Raw genomic sequence first — 16,672 nt, 5'->3', positions numbered from 1 at the left:
TTCATGACACAGTTCATGAAATGTGCAAAGATGAAGCTAGACACGGAAAAGCTTTCGAAGGATTATTAAACAGATACTTCTCATAAGATTAAAAATAACCATGCCAATCGGCATGGTTATTTTTAATTTCAAGTTTAGCGAGTAATAAGTAGCAAGTTTATGTGAAAGCTTCTTGGTAAGCTTCTAAAATATATTTTTAAAAGTTTTCTTAAGGAGACTTTTTTCCTAAACTTGTCACTTGAAATTTGAAATTTGTTATTGACTATCCACTAACTAAATTATTTCGCAATTTAATTAAACTGATGTATAATGGTAAGAAATAATAAAAATATAGGAAGGTTTTTTTATGGCATATATAATATTATTAATAATGTTTTTCTTACTAAATTTAATATCGGCATTATCGTTAATATTTATAGAGAGAAAAGAGCCTACAACTACATGGGCATGGTTAGTAATTTTAATTGCACTTCCAGGAGTAGGGTTAATTTTATATTTATTATTAGGTCAAAATCTAAGTAGGCAGAAAATATTTAGAGAAAAAAAACTTGCAGACAAAATAAAAAGATATAAATTAAGGGGAACTCATGAATTGTCTAACTTTAGCAGTGATAGTGAAGTAAATGAAAATTATGAAGACTTAATATTAATGAATTACAATCATTCTGGAGCAATTTATACAGTTGGTAATGAAGTAAAAACTTATATTAATGGTGAGGATAAATTTAAAGATTTATTTGAAGATATAAGAAATGCAAAGTGTTTTATACATATAGAATACTATATTTTTAGATATGATGAATTAGGTAAGGCATTAGTAAATGAATTAAGAAAAAAAGCTGAAGATGGTTTGGAGATAAGACTTCTTATAGATGGAATGGGTTCAAAAGCAATTACAAAAAATATTATTAAAGAAATTGAGTCCTATGGAATAAAGATGGCTGTATTTTTTCCGGGAATTTTACCGCATATAAATACACGTATAAACTACAGAAATCATAGAAAGATAGCTGTAATAGATGGAAAAGTAGGTTATGTAGGGGGATTTAATGTAGGAAACGAATACGTAAATAAGGGAAAACAGTTTAAGTTCTGGAGAGATACTCATATCAGAATAAGAGGTGAAGCTGTTAATGAACTTAATAAACGTTTTATTTTAGACTGGGATTATGCTGCAGATGAGAATATGGGAAATATGTTTATGTATTTTCCAACTCCAGAGAAGGTTGGAGATGTAGGTATTCAAATTGTATCATCAGGGCCCGATCATATGGAGGAGTACATTAAAAATTCTTATATGAAAATTATTAATAGTGCTAAAAATTATGTTTATATTCAAACACCATATTTAGTACCAGATAGCCCTATGCTAGAGGCATTAAAAATATCAGCATTATCAGGTGTTGATGTAAGAATAATAGTGCCAGGAGAGCCGGATCATTTCTTTATGGAGTGGATGCTTAGTGCCAATATAGGATTATTAATTGAATATGGAATAAAAATATATAGGTATGGTAATGGATTTATTCACTCTAAAACAATAGTTGCTGACGGCCAGGTATGTAGTATTGGTACAGCTAATTTAGATATAAGAAGCTTTAAATTAAATTTTGAAGTAAATGCATTTATTTATAATGAGAAAGTAGCAAAAGAGCAAGAAAAAATATTTTTAGATGATCAGGAAAAATCTAAATTAGTAATCAAAGAAGAATATGATAAAAGATCAAAAAATTTAAAAATAAAAGAATCATTAATAAGATTATTAGCACCCATTTTATAAAGCAGATAAAAAACATATTGTTAAATGTAAAAAGATTGACAAAGTGGTTAAAAATGGTTAAACTATAGAAAAGTAATTTGATTATTAAAGAATTAGAATTAAGAGGTATATATTATGAAAGGATTAGAAAAGAATTTAACTGCAAAATTTTATAGCTTTTTTTACTTTATATTCTGGGGCTTTTATTTTAGCGCTGGCTATTTCTTTTGCAAAAATATGAATAAATCTTTTCTAATGAGTATTTAGTGAAACTTTTTATATATCTTAATATTTAAAAGTGTATTTAAAGTATAGTTTATTAAGAGAACTCATTAAGAGTTCTCTTTTTTTATAACTGAAACTCCAAATTTCCAATTTGGCAAGTTGAAGTTACACATTCGACCAAAAGGGAGAAGGTGTTTCATAACTGAAACTCCAAATTTTCAATTTGGCAAGTTGAAGTTACACATTCGACATAAAGGGAGAAGGTGTTTCATAACTGAAACTCCAAATTTCCAATTTGGCAAGTTGAAGTTACACATTCGACATAAAGGGAGAAGGTGTTTCATATATAAACTATTAAGTAGAATAGTATATAAGAGAGTAAAACTACTCACTTAAAACTACTAACTCATAAGTAATTTAAAGGGGGCAATTTAAATGGTAGTAATTTTAAAACCAAAAACAAGCAATGAAGCAATTAAAAAATTAACAGGAGAGTTAGAATCTTTAGGGGTTACTGTTAATCCTGTTACAGGAACGGAAATGAGTATTTTAGGGCTAGTTGGGGATACAACTAAAATAGACCCTTCATACATTGAAGCAAATCCAAATGTTGAAAGAGTAATGAAAGTCCAAGAACCTTTCAAAAAGGCAAATAGATTATTCCATCCAGAAAATACAGTAATTGATGTTAATGGACATACAATAGGTGGAAATAAAATTGCAGTTATAGCTGGACCTTGTTCTGTTGAAAGTAAGGAGCAAATTAAATTAGTAGCAGAAGAAGTTAAAAAATATGGAGCTGGTTTCTTAAGAGGTGGAGCATTTAAACCAAGAACTTCACCATATAGCTTCCAAGGATTAAAATATGAAGGATTAGATTTATTAAATGAAGCAAAGGCTAAAACTGGCTTGCCAGTTGTGACAGAGTTAATGTCACCATATGATATAGATACATTCGTTGAAAAGGCTGATATAATTCAAGTTGGTGCAAGAAATATGCAAAACTTTGATTTATTAAAGGAATTAGGTAAAATTGATAAGCCTATATTATTAAAGAGAGGTTTATCAGCAACAATAGAAGAACTTTTAATGAGTGCTGAATACATTATGGCTGGAGGTAATGAAAAAGTTATTCTTTGTGAAAGAGGAATAAGAACTTTTGAAACATATACAAGAAATACTTTGGATTTAAGTGCAGTACCAGCAATTAAAAGATTAAGCCACTTACCAGTAGTTATTGATCCGAGTCATTCTGCAGGTAAATGGTGGATGGTTGAACCACTTGCTAAAGCAGCTGTTGCAGTTGGAGCAGATGGCCTTATAATAGAAGTACACAATGATCCTCAAAAGGCATTATGCGATGGTCAGCAATCAATTAAGCCTGATGTATTTGCAAAATTGATGGAAGATTTAAAGCTAATAGCAGCTGCTGTAGGAAGAGAAATTTAAAACAGCAAGAGGAAGAAGATTTAAGAGTTAATAGTTATGAGTTAATAGTTCAAGGGAGAAATTAAGCAGAGCTGAATTTAAAAAATATATTATTAAGAAACTCCTACAGGAGTTTCATCCTTAACTATTAACTAAAAACTACTAACTCTTAACTAATGGAAGGGTGATGTAATGGAATTAGTAGTTGATTTAAAGGAAAGAAGTTATCCTATAATAATTGAAAATGGAGTTATTAATAGAGTAGCAGAAGAAGTTAGTAAGGTTTATAACGGTAGAAGAATATTTATAGTTACTGATGATAATGTAAATAAGTATTATGGTGATAAAGTTGTATCTTCATTAAAGAATAAAGATTTTGAAGTTAAGTTATTATCTTTAGAACCAGGGGAAAAGACTAAAAACTTTAATACATTACCTACTGTATATGATGCACTTTTAGATTTTAATTTAACTAGAAGCGATTTAATAATTGCATTAGGTGGAGGAGTTATTGGAGACTTAACTGGATTTGTAGCTTCTACATATTTAAGGGGAGTAGACTTTATTCAAATACCAACATCACTTTTAGCACAAGTTGATAGTAGTGTTGGAGGAAAAGTTGCTGTAGATTTAGAAAGAGGTAAAAACTTAGTAGGAAGTTTTTATCATCCTAAATGTGTCTTAATAGATCCAGAAGTATTAAATACATTAGATAATAGATTTCTTATAGATGGAATGGGTGAAGTTATTAAATATGGTTGTATTAAAGATAGTAAGTTTTTTGACTTATTAGAAAAAGTAGAAAATCATCAACATTTAATGAATTGTATGGAACAGATTATTCATGGATGTTGTGATATTAAAAGAGCAGTTGTAGAAAATGATGAAAAAGATAAAGGTGAAAGAATGCTTTTAAACTTTGGTCATACATTAGCTCATGCAATTGAGCAACACTATAATTATGAAAAATATAGTCATGGTGAAGCTGTAGCAATTGGTATGTATGAAATAACTAAGGTTAGTGAAGCAAAAGGTTTAACAAAGGAAGGAACTGCTGAGAGAATAAAAAATATTTTAGTTAAATATAATCTTCCTTATAAAATGGATGTTGATTTAAAAGAATTATTAGGGGCTATTAACTTAGATAAAAAGAAAATGGGAAATGACTTAAATCTCATAATATTAAAAGAAATAGGTAATTCAAAAATATATAAAACAACAACAAGCTTTTTTAGTTAAGGGGTTTAGATAGTTAATAGTCTTAGATAGTTAAAAATTGATAGTTAATAATTAAGAGTTAATGAATAAAGTCTGTTTGGACAGATTTTGGAAAAATATATTATTAAGAAACTCCTTAAGGAGTTTCAAACTTAAACTATTAACTATTAACTCAAAACTCTTAACTAACAGAAAGGGGAGCACATGGCAAATTTAAAGATAAATCCTTCAAGGCTTAAGGGAGAGGTTAAAATACCACCATCAAAGAGTATGGCTCATAGAGCTATTATTTGTGCAGCTTTAAGTGAAGGATTAAGCATTATAGAAAATATAGATTATTCAGATGATATTATAGCAACTATTGATGCAATGAAGTCTTTAGGAGCTACAATAGTTAGATATAAAGATCATTTAGAAGTAATTGGAGTATATGGAGTGCCTAAAAAGGCTAAAGATTTCAGAATTATAGATTGTAACGAATCAGGATCAACTTTAAGATTCTTAGTTCCTATATCATTACTATTTAGTGGAAGGAGTAAATTTATTGGTAAAGGAAACTTAGGAAAAAGACCATTAACTACTTATTATAATATATTTGATAATCAAGGAATTGAATATTCTTATGAAGAGGGAAATCTTAATTTAATTATTAATGGAAAGTTAAAACCAGGAGTATTTGAAGTTGAAGGTAATGTTAGTTCTCAATTTATTACAGGTTTATTATTTACATTACCATTATTAAATGGAGATTCTAAAATTATCATTACTACTGAAATGGAATCGAAGGGATACATTGATTTAACATTAAGAGCAATGAGTGATTTTGGAGTTGAAATAATTAATAATAATTATAGAGAATTTATTATTAAGGGAAATCAAAAATACAATGCTAGAAATTATAGAGTTGAAGGCGATTATTCCCAAGCTGCATTTTTCCTTTGTGCAGATGCGTTAGGAAATAATGTTTTATGTCAGGATTTAGATTTAAATTCCCTTCAAGGTGACAAGGAAGTAATAGATATTTTAGAAAGAATGAATGTTGTATTTAATTCAAAGGATACTGATGTTAAGGGAATTATTAATGGTGAATTAATTGCTACAATAATTGATGGAAGTCAATGTCCAGATATTATTCCAGTATTAACAGCTGTAGCAGCTTTATCAAAAGGTATAACAGAAATAATAAATGCAGGTAGATTAAGAATAAAAGAATGTGATAGACTTGCAGCAGTAACATCTGAGCTTAATAAATTAGGAGCTAAGATAATAGAAAAAGAAGATGGATTATTAGTTACAGGAGTAGAAAAATTAAAAGGTAATGTAGAAGTATGGAGTCATAAGGATCATAGAATAGCAATGACATTAGCAATTGCTTCTACAAGATGTGAAGAGCCAATAGTAATAAAAGATTATGAATGTATAGCAAAATCTTATCCACGATTCTTTGATGATTTTAGAACTTTAGGAGGAGATATTCATGAGTGGAATGTGGGGAAATAACATAAAAGTATCTATTTTTGGTGAATCTCATGGAAATGCAATTGGAATCAATATTGATGGATTACCTTCTGGCTTTGAAATAGATATTGATAAGATAATGGTAGAAATGGCAAGAAGAGCACCAGGTAAAAGTCCATTATCGACTCCAAGAAAAGAAGGAGATGTTCCAGAAATATTAAGTGGATATTTTGAAGGAAAAACAACAGGAACACCACTTTGTGCAATTATAAGAAATTCTAATACTAAATCTAAAGATTATTCAAAGCTTAAAGATGTGATGAGACCTGGACATGCGGATTATACTGGAGTTATAAGATATAATGGATTTAATGATTATAGAGGTGGAGGGCATTTTTCAGGAAGAATAACTGCACCGTTAGTATTTGCAGGAGCTATTTGTAAGCAAATATTAGAATCAAAAGGAATAGTAATTGCAGCACATGTTAATTCTATAGGTAACATAAAAGATAAAAGTTTTTTAGAAACTGATATAAATGATGAGTTATTAAATTCATTTAAGGGAAAGGAAATTCCATTAATAAATACTAATTTAGAAGCTTCAATGAGAGAAGAAATTATGAATGCAAGAAGTGATAAAGATTCTATAGGGGGAACTATAGAATGTGCTATCTTAGGTGTAAAACCAGGAGTTGGAAATCCATTTTTTGATTCAGTAGAATCCACATTAGCACATTTAATGTTTTCAGTTCCAGCAGTTAAAGGTATTGAATTTGGAAGAGGTTTTGATATTTCTAAAATGAGAGGTTCAGAAGCAAATGATGAATACTACTTAGATGGTGAAATTATCAAGACAAGAACTAATAACAATGGTGGAATTTTAGGTGGTATTACTAATGGAATGCCAATAGTATTTAATGTTGCAATTAAACCAACAGCTTCAATATTTAAGGAACAAAAAACTGTTAATATAGAAACTATGGAAGAAACTACTTTAAATATAGAGGGAAGACATGATCCATGTATAGTACAAAGAGCACTTCCAGTTATAGAAGCAGTAGCAGCAATAGGAATTCTTGAGTTAGTTAATAATTAATAGCTAGGAGTTTAGGGATAAATTCAGTTTAAGTGAATTTAAAAAATATGTTTTAGAAATTTCCTAAGGAGTTTCTTCATTAACTCTTAACTAAAAACTCCTAACTAAACAAAGGGTGGTGATTAATGTGGATCTTTCAGAATGCAGGAAAGAAATTGACAATATAGATAAAGAATTAGTTAAATTATTTGAAAAAAGAATGAATGTAGCAATAAATGTAGCTAAATATAAGATTGAAAATAATCTTCCTATATTTAATGAAGCAAGAGAAGTGGAAGTTATAAAAAAGAATGTTGATAGATTAAATAATAAAGAGTATTCAAAGCTTACAGAAAACTTCTTTAATCATTTAATGGCATTAAGTAGAAAGCTTCAAGCAGATATTTTTGAAGAAAATAATGATGATACTATAAGTAAAATAGAAGATACTATTTCAGTTAATAAAGATAAAAGAAGTTTAAATAATATTAGAATTGGTTATCAAGGAGTAAAGGGTTCTTTTAGCGAAGAAGCAATGATTAAATACTTTGGAGAGAACCATGAAAATAATAATTATGAAGAATTTGAAGATGTATTCTCTGCATTAAAGAATGATGAAATAGATTATGGAATATTACCTATTGAAAATTCATATACAGGTGCAATAACAAGTGTTTATGATTTATTAGTTAAGTATGGACTTTATATAGTTGGTGAAGAATGTATAAAGATAGACCAAAATTTAATAGGGATAAAGGGTACTAAGATCAATGATATAAAGGAAGTGTATTCACATCCACAAGGATTTGAACAAAGTAAAGAATTTTTAAGTAATTATAGTAATTTAAAACTTATTCCCTTTCATAATACAGCAATCAGTGCCAAGTATATATCAGAGTTAAATGATAAATCAAAAGCTGCAATTGCAAGCTTAAGGGCAGCTAAGATATATGATTTAGATATAATCCAAAAAGAAATAAATGATAAAGATGATAATCATACAAAGTTTATTATAGTAGGAAGAAAACTAGAATCATCAAAAGATTGTAATAAGATTACAGTAGTATTTTCTTTAGATGATAAGTCAGGTACTTTGTATAATCTTTTAAGACACTTTGCAGAAAATAATATTAACATGATTAAAATAGAATCTAGACCAAGTAAGAATGAACCTTGGCAATATCTTTTATATGTAGATTTTGAAGGCAATATAGAAAATGAAGATGTTAAAAAGGCAATTAGGTTAATTGAAGAAAATAGTGAATATTTTAAATTACTTGGAAGCTATAAGAAGGTTAACAAGCTGTAATTTAGTTAATAGTTAACAGTTAATAATTTAGAAATATAGTTAGAAATTCTGCAAGAATTTCATCCTAAATTATTAACTAAAAACTATTAACTCTTAACTAACCCAAAGGTGGTGTTTAAATGGAGTTCTATGGATTATTAGGGGAAAAGTTGAGTCATAGCTTATCACCGAGAATCAATAAAATAATATTAGAAAAAAATAAAACTGAAGGTGCATATAAATTATTTGAAATTCCAAAAGATAGATTAAATGATTTTGTAGAAGCGGTAAAATTGCTTAAGATAAAAGGTTTTAATGTTACAATTCCATATAAGGAAAGTGTAATGAAATACTTAGATTATATTTCAGATGAAGCAGCTAGAATTGGTGCGGTAAATACAGTAATGCTTAAAGCAAATAAGCTTTATGGATATAATACTGATTATTTTGGCATTAAAGTCATGCTTAAGAGTAAGAATATAAATGTAAAAAATAAAACTGCAGTTATCTTAGGATCTGGTGGTGCCTGTAAGGCTGTTATTACTTATTTATTGGATAATGAAGTAGAAAAGATATATATAGTAAGTAGAACACCGGAAAGTGTTAATTTAAATAAAATAGATAAGAAAATAAGTATTATTAATTATAATGAATTAAATAGTATAAAAGGATATTTAATTATTAATACAACTCCTGTTGGAATGTTTCCAAATGTTGATAATTCTGCAGTTAGTAAAGAGGTAATTAAAAATTTTGATGTAGCTGTAGATTTAGTATATAATCCTACACAAACTAAATTTCTTCAATTTGCAACAGAAGAAGGAAAAGTTGCTATAGGTGGATTACATATGCTAGTGGGGCAAGCAGTCAAAAGTCAAGCTATATTTAATGATAGGGAAATAAGTGAAGAGTTGATAAATTATATATACGATGATTTATCTAAAGATTTTAAGTAGTAGGAGTGTAGGTATGAAGGAGATGGAGAAAAGTATTACATTGATAGGGTTACCAGGATGTGGAAAGACTACGGTAGGAAATTTACTTTCAGATAAATTGAATTATGAATTTATAGATATGGATTTTTATATTGAAGATAATCAAGGAAAAACTATTATAGAGTTATTTAAAAATGGTGAAGATTATTTTAGAAATATAGAAACCGAAACTTGCAAAGAGCTTGGAGAGAGAAGTAAAACTATCATTTCTTCAGGTGGAGGAGTTGTAAAGAAGCGTATAAATATAGAATATTTAAAGAAAAATTCTATAGTTGTTTTTATTGATAGACCAGTAGAAAATATATTAGGAGATATAGAAGTTGAAAAGAGACCTTTACTAGCAAATGGTAAAGAAGTATTATATAAATTATATGATGAAAGATATGACTTATATAAAGAATACTGTGATTATAGAGTTGAAAATACAGGAAGCCTAGAAGAGGTCGTTAATAAAATAGCAAAAGTTGTAAATAGGTAATGGTTAAAAGTTAAGGAATAAATTCTGCTTGAGCAGGCTTTAGAAAAATATATTATTAAGAAATTAGCTATTAACTCAAAACTATTAACTAAATGAAGTATGGAGGTATGGTAGAAATGATTATTGTAATGAATCCTAAATGCAGCGAAAGAGAAGTAAAGGCTGTAGAAAATGAATTAACTAAACAGGGGTTAGGTGTTAACCTTTCTCAAGGATCAACTTTTTGTATTATAGGTGTAGTTGGTGAAACTAGAATTATAGATCCAGATAAAATACTATCTTTTGATGGTGTAGATAAAATATTGAAAGTAGAAGAGCCATTTAAAAAAGCAAATAGATTATTTAAACCAGAGGATACAATTGTCAACGTAGATGGAACTTTAGTTGGTGGAAACCATCTTGGAATTATGGCAGGTCCATGTTCTGTTGAAAGTGAAGAGCAAATAATTGAAATAGCTAAGTCTATAAAAGAATCAGGAGCAAATTTCTTAAGAGGAGGAGCCTTCAAGCCAAGAACTTCACCTTATAGCTTCCAAGGCTTAGAGCTAGAAGGATTAAAATTATTAAAAGTTGCAAAAAAAGAAACTGGTTTACCGATAGTTACAGAAATAATGTCTACTAAATATATAGATGAATTTGTAAATAATGTTGATGTAATTCAAGTTGGTGCTAGAAATATGCAAAACTTTGATTTATTAAAGGAATTGGGAAAGACTAATAAACCAATATTACTTAAGAGAGGTTTATCTGCTACTATTGAAGAATGGCTTATGAGTGCTGAATATATAATGGCTGGTGGAAATGAAAATATTATTCTTTGTGAAAGAGGAATAAGAACATATGAAACTTACACTAGAAATACTTTAGATTTAAGCGCTATACCAGTAATTAAAAAGCTATCACATTTACCAGTAATAGTAGATCCAAGTCATGCAGCAGGATATTGGTACTTAGTTGAGCCACTTGCAAAAGCAGCAATAGCAGCAGGAGCAGATGGACTTATGATAGAAGTTCATAATAATCCTCAATGTGCATTAAGTGATGGACAACAATCACTTAAACCAGCTTTATTTGATAAGGTGATGAAGAAAGTAAAAGTTTTAGCTGAAATAGAAGGAAAAACATTATAGTTAAGAGTTAATAGTTATAAATTGGTAGTTAAGGATGAAACTTTTTTAGGAGTTTCTTAAATATCTTTAACTACTAATTTTTAACTCAAAACTATTAACTAATTAAAATGGGGGGCATTATGAGAATAGTTATTGTAGGTCTTGGTGTTATTGGTGGTGGATATGCAATGGCACTTAAGGAAGCAGGATATAGTGAAGTCTACGGTGTAGATAAAAATATAGAAACATTAAAAAAGGCAAAGGCTTTAGGAATTATTAAAGAAGGTTATGAAGATGGGAAGGATATAATTCAAAGCGCTGATTTAATTGTCTTAGCTATTTATCCTAATCTAGTAAAAGATTTTATTATAAAAAATAAAGAGTATTTTAAAGATGGGACAATAATAACAGATGTAACTGGAATTAAACAGTTATTTATAAATGAAATAATTGAGATATTACCAGATAAAATTGATTTTGTTTTTGCACATCCTATGGCGGGTAGAGAGAAAAAAGGCATAGACTATGCAACTAATCAGGTTTTTAAAGGGGCGAATTTCTTAATTACAGTTATTGATAGAAATAAGGATAAAAATATAAATTTAATTGAAGATTTAGCATACAAGATGGGGTTTAAACATGTTAAAAGAATATGTCCAAAGTATCATGATGAAATGATTGCATTTACTAGTCAGTTGCCTCATGCTTTAGCAGTAGCTCTTATAAATAGTGATATTGAAGGAAGAAATACAGGAGAGTTTATAGGGGATAGTTATAGGGATCTAACTAGAATTGCAAATATTAATGAATCTTTATGGAGTCAATTGTTTTTAGGAAATAAAGAAAATTTACTTAAAACTATTTATAATTTTGAAGCTGAATTGGATAAAATTAAGGCTTGTTTAGAGAAAGATGATAAAGAAGGACTTCAAGAGTTATTTATAAAGTCTTCAAAAAGAAGAGAAAAATTATAGATTAATGTATTTAAATTTGAGATAGGTTAAAAGATGGTATCTATATTCTAGAGGCCATCTTTTTTAGCTATGTATAAAATTTAAAATAGTGGAGAAAAGTATAAACGTAAGGATGGTAATATTTTTATATAATATAATAATTTGCTTGAAACCGTTTATTAAATATAGAAAAGGATAAATTTAAAGGGAATTTGCTAAATATCAAAATTGATATAGGTTACAAATTAGAGTAGTATTGCCTCTTGTATATCTAATTGGAAAGGGAGAGATTATTTTGGCAGAACCAAAAAAAATAACAAAACAATTTATTATATCACAAACTGTTTTATATGTTTTTATAATGGCATTTGTAATAATGTTTAAAACTATTTTTGGAGATAAAAACACATTGGTGGGAGTAATGGGAATAACAGCAATTTTAATGTTGACACAAGTTAATCTTACTATTTCTCCAGTAAAAAACTTATTTAAATTAATTGTAATAAATATAGGAATTGGAGTATTTACATATTTAGCAAATCTTAATGTATGGGGGGCTATACCTCTAAATTTTATAGCTATATTTATAATAATTTATACATTTTATTATAATTTAAAGTCACCAGTTTATTTACCATTTTCATTACAATATTTATTTCTATTAGCTACTCCAATTACTGCAAAGGAATTACCAATGAGATTACTTTCACTTTTAGTAGCTCCAATTGGAATTATGTTAATACAATTTATTGTTAACAAAAATAAAACTACTAAGGTTGGAAATAAATTAATAGGTAGTATTTGTGATGATCTTATAAAAAAAATAAATGATAAAAGTTTAAATAAACAAGAAATTAATAAATCAATTAAAATTAATTCTACTGAATTTAGAAAAATTATTTATGATAATAGAAAAGATGAATTTTATGTAACGGAAGAAGGTAGGATAAAATTAAATATTGTTGTGGTCTTAGAAAAGCTATCAAATTTATTAGATAAAGATATTGATAATAAATATGTATTAGAGGATTTATCAATTTGTTTACAAGAAGTAAAGCGTAGTTTAGGAAAAGAAGATAATTTGAATAATGTTAATGATATTATAACTAATATATTAAATAAATATAAGGATGATAATATACATGGCTTAGATACTTTAAGAATATTAAATACTATTAATATGTTGAAGATATCATTAGAAGAATTAAAATTATTAGGTAAAGAAAATTATAATAAGATAGAAGCTAATGGTGATATACCGGAAGACTATAAAATGGTTAATGTTCATAAGAAAGAATTTTATAAAAAGTCAGTAAAATTTTCTTATGCTGTTAGGGTATCATTAGGTGTTGCTATCTCAGCTTTTATTGCAGATTATTTTAAATTTTCAGAAGGAAAATGGATTTACTTCACAGCGATGGCTATAATAATTCCTATATATGAATTATCTAAGAAAAAGATTAAAGACAGGATGTTTGCAACACTTGTTGGGGGAGTCATTGTAGTTTTATTATTCACTATATTTACAAATACATTAGTCAGAGTGTTAATAATAATGGCAGCAGGTTATTTAAGATCATATGCATTTACATATAGGTATGGAACTATTTATACTACAATATGTGCAATTGGGTCTGTTGCCATGTCTGGTGGAGCAGTAGTATTAACTATTAATAGAATAGTATTTGTTATATTAGGAACAATAATTGGGATTATAATTAATAGATTTGTACTACCGGTAAAAATGAAAGATGCTAATAATGAACTATCAGAAATGTATACAGATGTAATTGATGGGATGCTAAAAGAAGTATATGAAAAAGCAAAGAATGAAAATGATAATAGGCATGAAATGGATACGTTATTACTAGTAAGCACTATGATAGAAGAGAAAATATCAGCTAATAATGCTGATTATATTACTGAAGAAATTGATAATTATTTTGATAAAATAAGAATTTTAATTGTTGATATTTATCAGTTATATACATTAGTAAGAAGAAGTGAAATTAATCTTAACAATGTTGAATATATGCTTGATGATTTAAAGATGTTATCTAATCCAATAAATGGAGATATAGATATGACAATAAAAAGAGTAGAAGAACATATCAAATCAACTAAGGGGATTGAGAATAAGATAATCTTTGCAAGCATAAGAGGTGTTTTAGCTGAAATAAAAGAAGTAAAAGAAATGAAATAAATATTGGCTAAAGAAAATGAAGAATAAAAAGTGAATAAATTAATATAAAATACATCAAAAAACCTAGGTAAAAATATTCTAGGTTTTTTGTTATTATGATAATAAAATAAACTGAATTATTAGGTTTAGGTGAACTACTATAGTTAGTAACTATGATATATATTGAAGTACTCTATAAGAGCTAAGATAAATATGTAAAAATATATGGATAATTTTTTTGATAATGCTGTATAATATTTACATACTTATTTAAGGGGGAAGCAATATGTATTGTAAAAATTGTGGAGAGAAACTAAATGAAGGTGTTAACTTTTGTTTTAAATGTGGATTTAAAGCTGGAGATGGAAATGTATATTGTGATAAATGTGGTGTTAAAGTAAATGGCACTACTTGCTATAATTGTGGAAACAATTTTGAAGATTATACTGATGATATAAATCAAAATGAGGATAATGGATTTAATAGCAATCAAAATTATTCTAATAATTATAATAATCAAGGCAATTACAATACTAACAATAATAATCAAGGATATAATAACCACAATTATAATAATAACCCTAATTATAATCAAAATTATAATAATGTTGTTAGAAGACCAAAATCACGAATTGCAGCAGGAATATTAGGAATATTAGTGGGTGGACTTGGAATACACAGATTTTATTTAGGGTATATAGGAATTGGTATTATACAAATTGTAGTAACAATTTTAACTTGTGGTGCAGGAAGTCTTTGGGGATTCATTGAGGGAATACTTATTTTATGTGGAACTACAATAACAACTGATGCTGATGGAATACCTTTATCTGATAACTAATAAAACAGTTTAAGACTAAAAAGTAATATGCATTAAAATAAGGGTGATTAGGAATGAATGAGAGAATTGAAAAAATAGTAAATGACGAATTAAAATCTGGAAATCTAGCAGGGGTAAGTATTTGCGCCATTAAGAATGGAAAAGAAATTTATAATAAACAATTTGGGTATTCTAATTTAGAGGAAAGAACAAAAGTAAAAAGGGATACTATTTATAACATATATTCAATGTCTAAGCCTGTTACAGCGGCAGCGACAATGCTATTAATAGAAAGAGGAAAATTAACATTAGATACGCCAGTATGTAGTATTTTAGATGGTTTCAAAAATCAACAGGTTTTAGTAAATGGGATTTTAGAACCTGTTAAAAGAGATGTTGTAATAAAAGATCTTTTAACTATGACTTCTGGTGTGGCATATCCAAGTGATAGCGAAGTCGGACAAATTACTAATAAAGTAGTTGATGAAGCAATTGAAAAAGAATTAATGAGGAAGCCGTTAACTACAGTAGAATTTGCTAATAAATTAGGACAAGTTCCTTTAGAATTCCAACCAGGAGAAAAATGGGCTTATGGTTTTTCGGCAGATATTCTTGGAGCTGTAATTGAAGTTATTTCAGGAAAAGAATATAGAGAGTTTTTAAAAGAGGAATTTTTTATACCATTAGAAATGATAGATACAGATTTTTATGTTCCGGAAGAAAAGTGGGAAAGATTTGCAAAGGTATATGAATATTTTGAAGAAGAGCCTAAACTAAGGCCATATCAGGGATATAACTTAGCTATAATGAGGCAAAATAGATTGCCAGGTTTTCAATCAGGTGGAGCAGGATTAGTTTCAACACTTGATGATTATTTACATTTTGATACAATGATACTGAACAATGGAGTTTACAAAGGTAATAGAATATTAAGCAAAGAGTCAATAGACTTTATGAGAACTAATCATTTGAACGAAGAACAATTAAAAAGTTATGATTGGGAAGATTTAAAAGGATATGGGTATGGTACTTTTGTAAGAGTACTAAAGGATAAAGAATTAGCAAATACACCAGGCAGGATAGGCGAGTTTGGTTGGGGAGGATGGGCTGGAACAGAGTCTATCATTGATCCGGAAAGTAATATGATAGTTTTATACTTTATTCAAAGAATTAATAAATGTGATAATGTTGAAAAGGAAATAAGAAAATATCTTTATGAAATTGTATAATAAAATAAGTTAAAATGATAGATAAAAGTTAAATGAAGTCTGAGTTGATGTCTAAATTAATGAAAACATATATAAAATACCACTATTAATTGTAAATATAAGAATAATAAAAAGTATGTAAAAATGGAGTAAGAATTATTTCTTACTCCATTTAAATTTGTAAAACAATATGTTAAAAATTTTTGTTATTTATTTTTATATTATATCAGTATATTTTATGAGTATACTCTAATAAACTTAAGTAAATTTATAACTTTATAAGTGTAATAAAACTAACAGTCCATAGAGTAGAATTTTCTTGTTTTTACACATTTGATGAAAAAATTACTAATTAATTTTACTGAAAGAGGGTTTGGAATAATATTGAATCATATGTTATTATAGTAAGTGCGGTAATTATATCAGAATCTGTTAAGTTGATATGAAAAAATAGCTTGATTTTTCATAGAATTGCC

General features: G+C 27.7%; 13 protein-coding genes and 1 pseudogene. All 14 read left to right on the top strand.

Annotation, left to right across the window (positions count from 1 at the left end; genetic code table 11):
- A pseudogene (locus TY07_RS17735) lies at nt 1-86 on the top strand (NADH peroxidase); the annotation flags it as partial.
- A 260-nt stretch (nt 87-346) separates the two neighbouring features.
- A complete protein-coding gene (gene cls / locus TY07_RS15465) occupies nt 347-1,780 on the top strand; it encodes a cardiolipin synthase (protein WP_042402169.1) in 1,434 nt (477 codons plus the stop codon).
- A 639-nt stretch (nt 1,781-2,419) separates the two neighbouring features.
- The gene (gene aroF / locus TY07_RS15460) at nt 2,420-3,433 is read left to right on the top strand and encodes a 3-deoxy-7-phosphoheptulonate synthase (protein WP_042402166.1); all 1,014 of its coding nucleotides are present in this window, start codon (nt 2,420-2,422) and stop codon (nt 3,431-3,433) included.
- A gap of 171 nt (nt 3,434-3,604) precedes the next feature.
- Nucleotides 3,605-4,651 carry a 3-dehydroquinate synthase gene (aroB, locus tag TY07_RS15455; protein ID WP_042402163.1) on the top strand — a complete coding sequence of 349 codons (1,047 nt, stop codon included), beginning with the start codon at nt 3,605-3,607 and terminating at the stop codon, nt 4,649-4,651.
- 183 nt (nt 4,652-4,834) lie between these two features.
- Nucleotides 4,835-6,130, top strand: coding sequence for a 3-phosphoshikimate 1-carboxyvinyltransferase (aroA, locus tag TY07_RS15450; RefSeq protein ID WP_042402161.1), 1,296 nt, complete (start codon nt 4,835-4,837; stop codon nt 6,128-6,130).
- Nucleotides 6,108-7,184, top strand: coding sequence for a chorismate synthase (aroC, locus tag TY07_RS15445; protein ID WP_042402158.1), 1,077 nt, complete (start codon nt 6,108-6,110; stop codon nt 7,182-7,184). Before aroA ends, aroC begins: the two co-directional genes overlap by 23 nt.
- A 127-nt stretch (nt 7,185-7,311) precedes the next feature.
- The gene (pheA, locus tag TY07_RS15440; protein ID WP_042402155.1) at nt 7,312-8,472 is read left to right on the top strand and encodes a prephenate dehydratase; all 1,161 of its coding nucleotides are present in this window, start codon (nt 7,312-7,314) and stop codon (nt 8,470-8,472) included.
- Between the two features lie 119 nt (nt 8,473-8,591).
- A complete protein-coding gene (gene aroE / locus TY07_RS15435; protein ID WP_042402151.1) occupies nt 8,592-9,407 on the top strand; it encodes a shikimate dehydrogenase in 816 nt (271 codons plus the stop codon).
- A gap of 22 nt (nt 9,408-9,429) precedes the next feature.
- Nucleotides 9,430-9,924, top strand: coding sequence for a shikimate kinase (locus TY07_RS15430; protein ID WP_042402181.1), 495 nt, complete (start codon nt 9,430-9,432; stop codon nt 9,922-9,924).
- Nucleotides 9,925-10,040: 116 nt separating this feature from the next.
- Complete coding sequence (gene aroF / locus TY07_RS15425) at nt 10,041-11,054, top strand: 3-deoxy-7-phosphoheptulonate synthase (RefSeq protein ID WP_042402148.1); 1,014 nt, start codon at nt 10,041-10,043, stop codon at nt 11,052-11,054.
- Nucleotides 11,055-11,173: 119 nt separating this feature from the next.
- On the top strand, nt 11,174-12,007 hold the full coding sequence (locus TY07_RS15420; RefSeq protein ID WP_042402145.1) for a prephenate dehydrogenase: 834 nt from the start codon (nt 11,174-11,176) through the stop codon (nt 12,005-12,007).
- 274 nt (nt 12,008-12,281) lie between these two features.
- Nucleotides 12,282-14,189 (top strand): FUSC family protein, encoded by a 1,908-nt coding sequence (locus tag TY07_RS15415; protein WP_078061401.1) that lies wholly within the window; start codon nt 12,282-12,284, stop codon nt 14,187-14,189.
- A 265-nt stretch (nt 14,190-14,454) separates the two neighbouring features.
- Nucleotides 14,455-15,009 (top strand): NINE protein, encoded by a 555-nt coding sequence (locus tag TY07_RS17870; protein WP_078061400.1) that lies wholly within the window; start codon nt 14,455-14,457, stop codon nt 15,007-15,009.
- A 53-nt stretch (nt 15,010-15,062) separates the two neighbouring features.
- Nucleotides 15,063-16,217: a serine hydrolase domain-containing protein gene (locus tag TY07_RS15405; RefSeq protein ID WP_042402142.1), complete on the top strand. Its 1,155-nt coding sequence runs from the start codon at nt 15,063-15,065 to the stop codon at nt 16,215-16,217.
- Nucleotides 16,218-16,672: the final 455 nt, after the last annotated feature.

The sequence above is a fragment of the Clostridium saudiense genome (genome assembly GCF_000577815.1).
In the GTDB taxonomy this organism is placed as follows: Bacteria; Bacillota; Clostridia; order Clostridiales; family Clostridiaceae; genus Clostridium; species Clostridium saudiense.
Note: the sequence above shows the minus strand (reverse complement) of the source record. Positions and strands in the feature narration are given on the sequence as shown.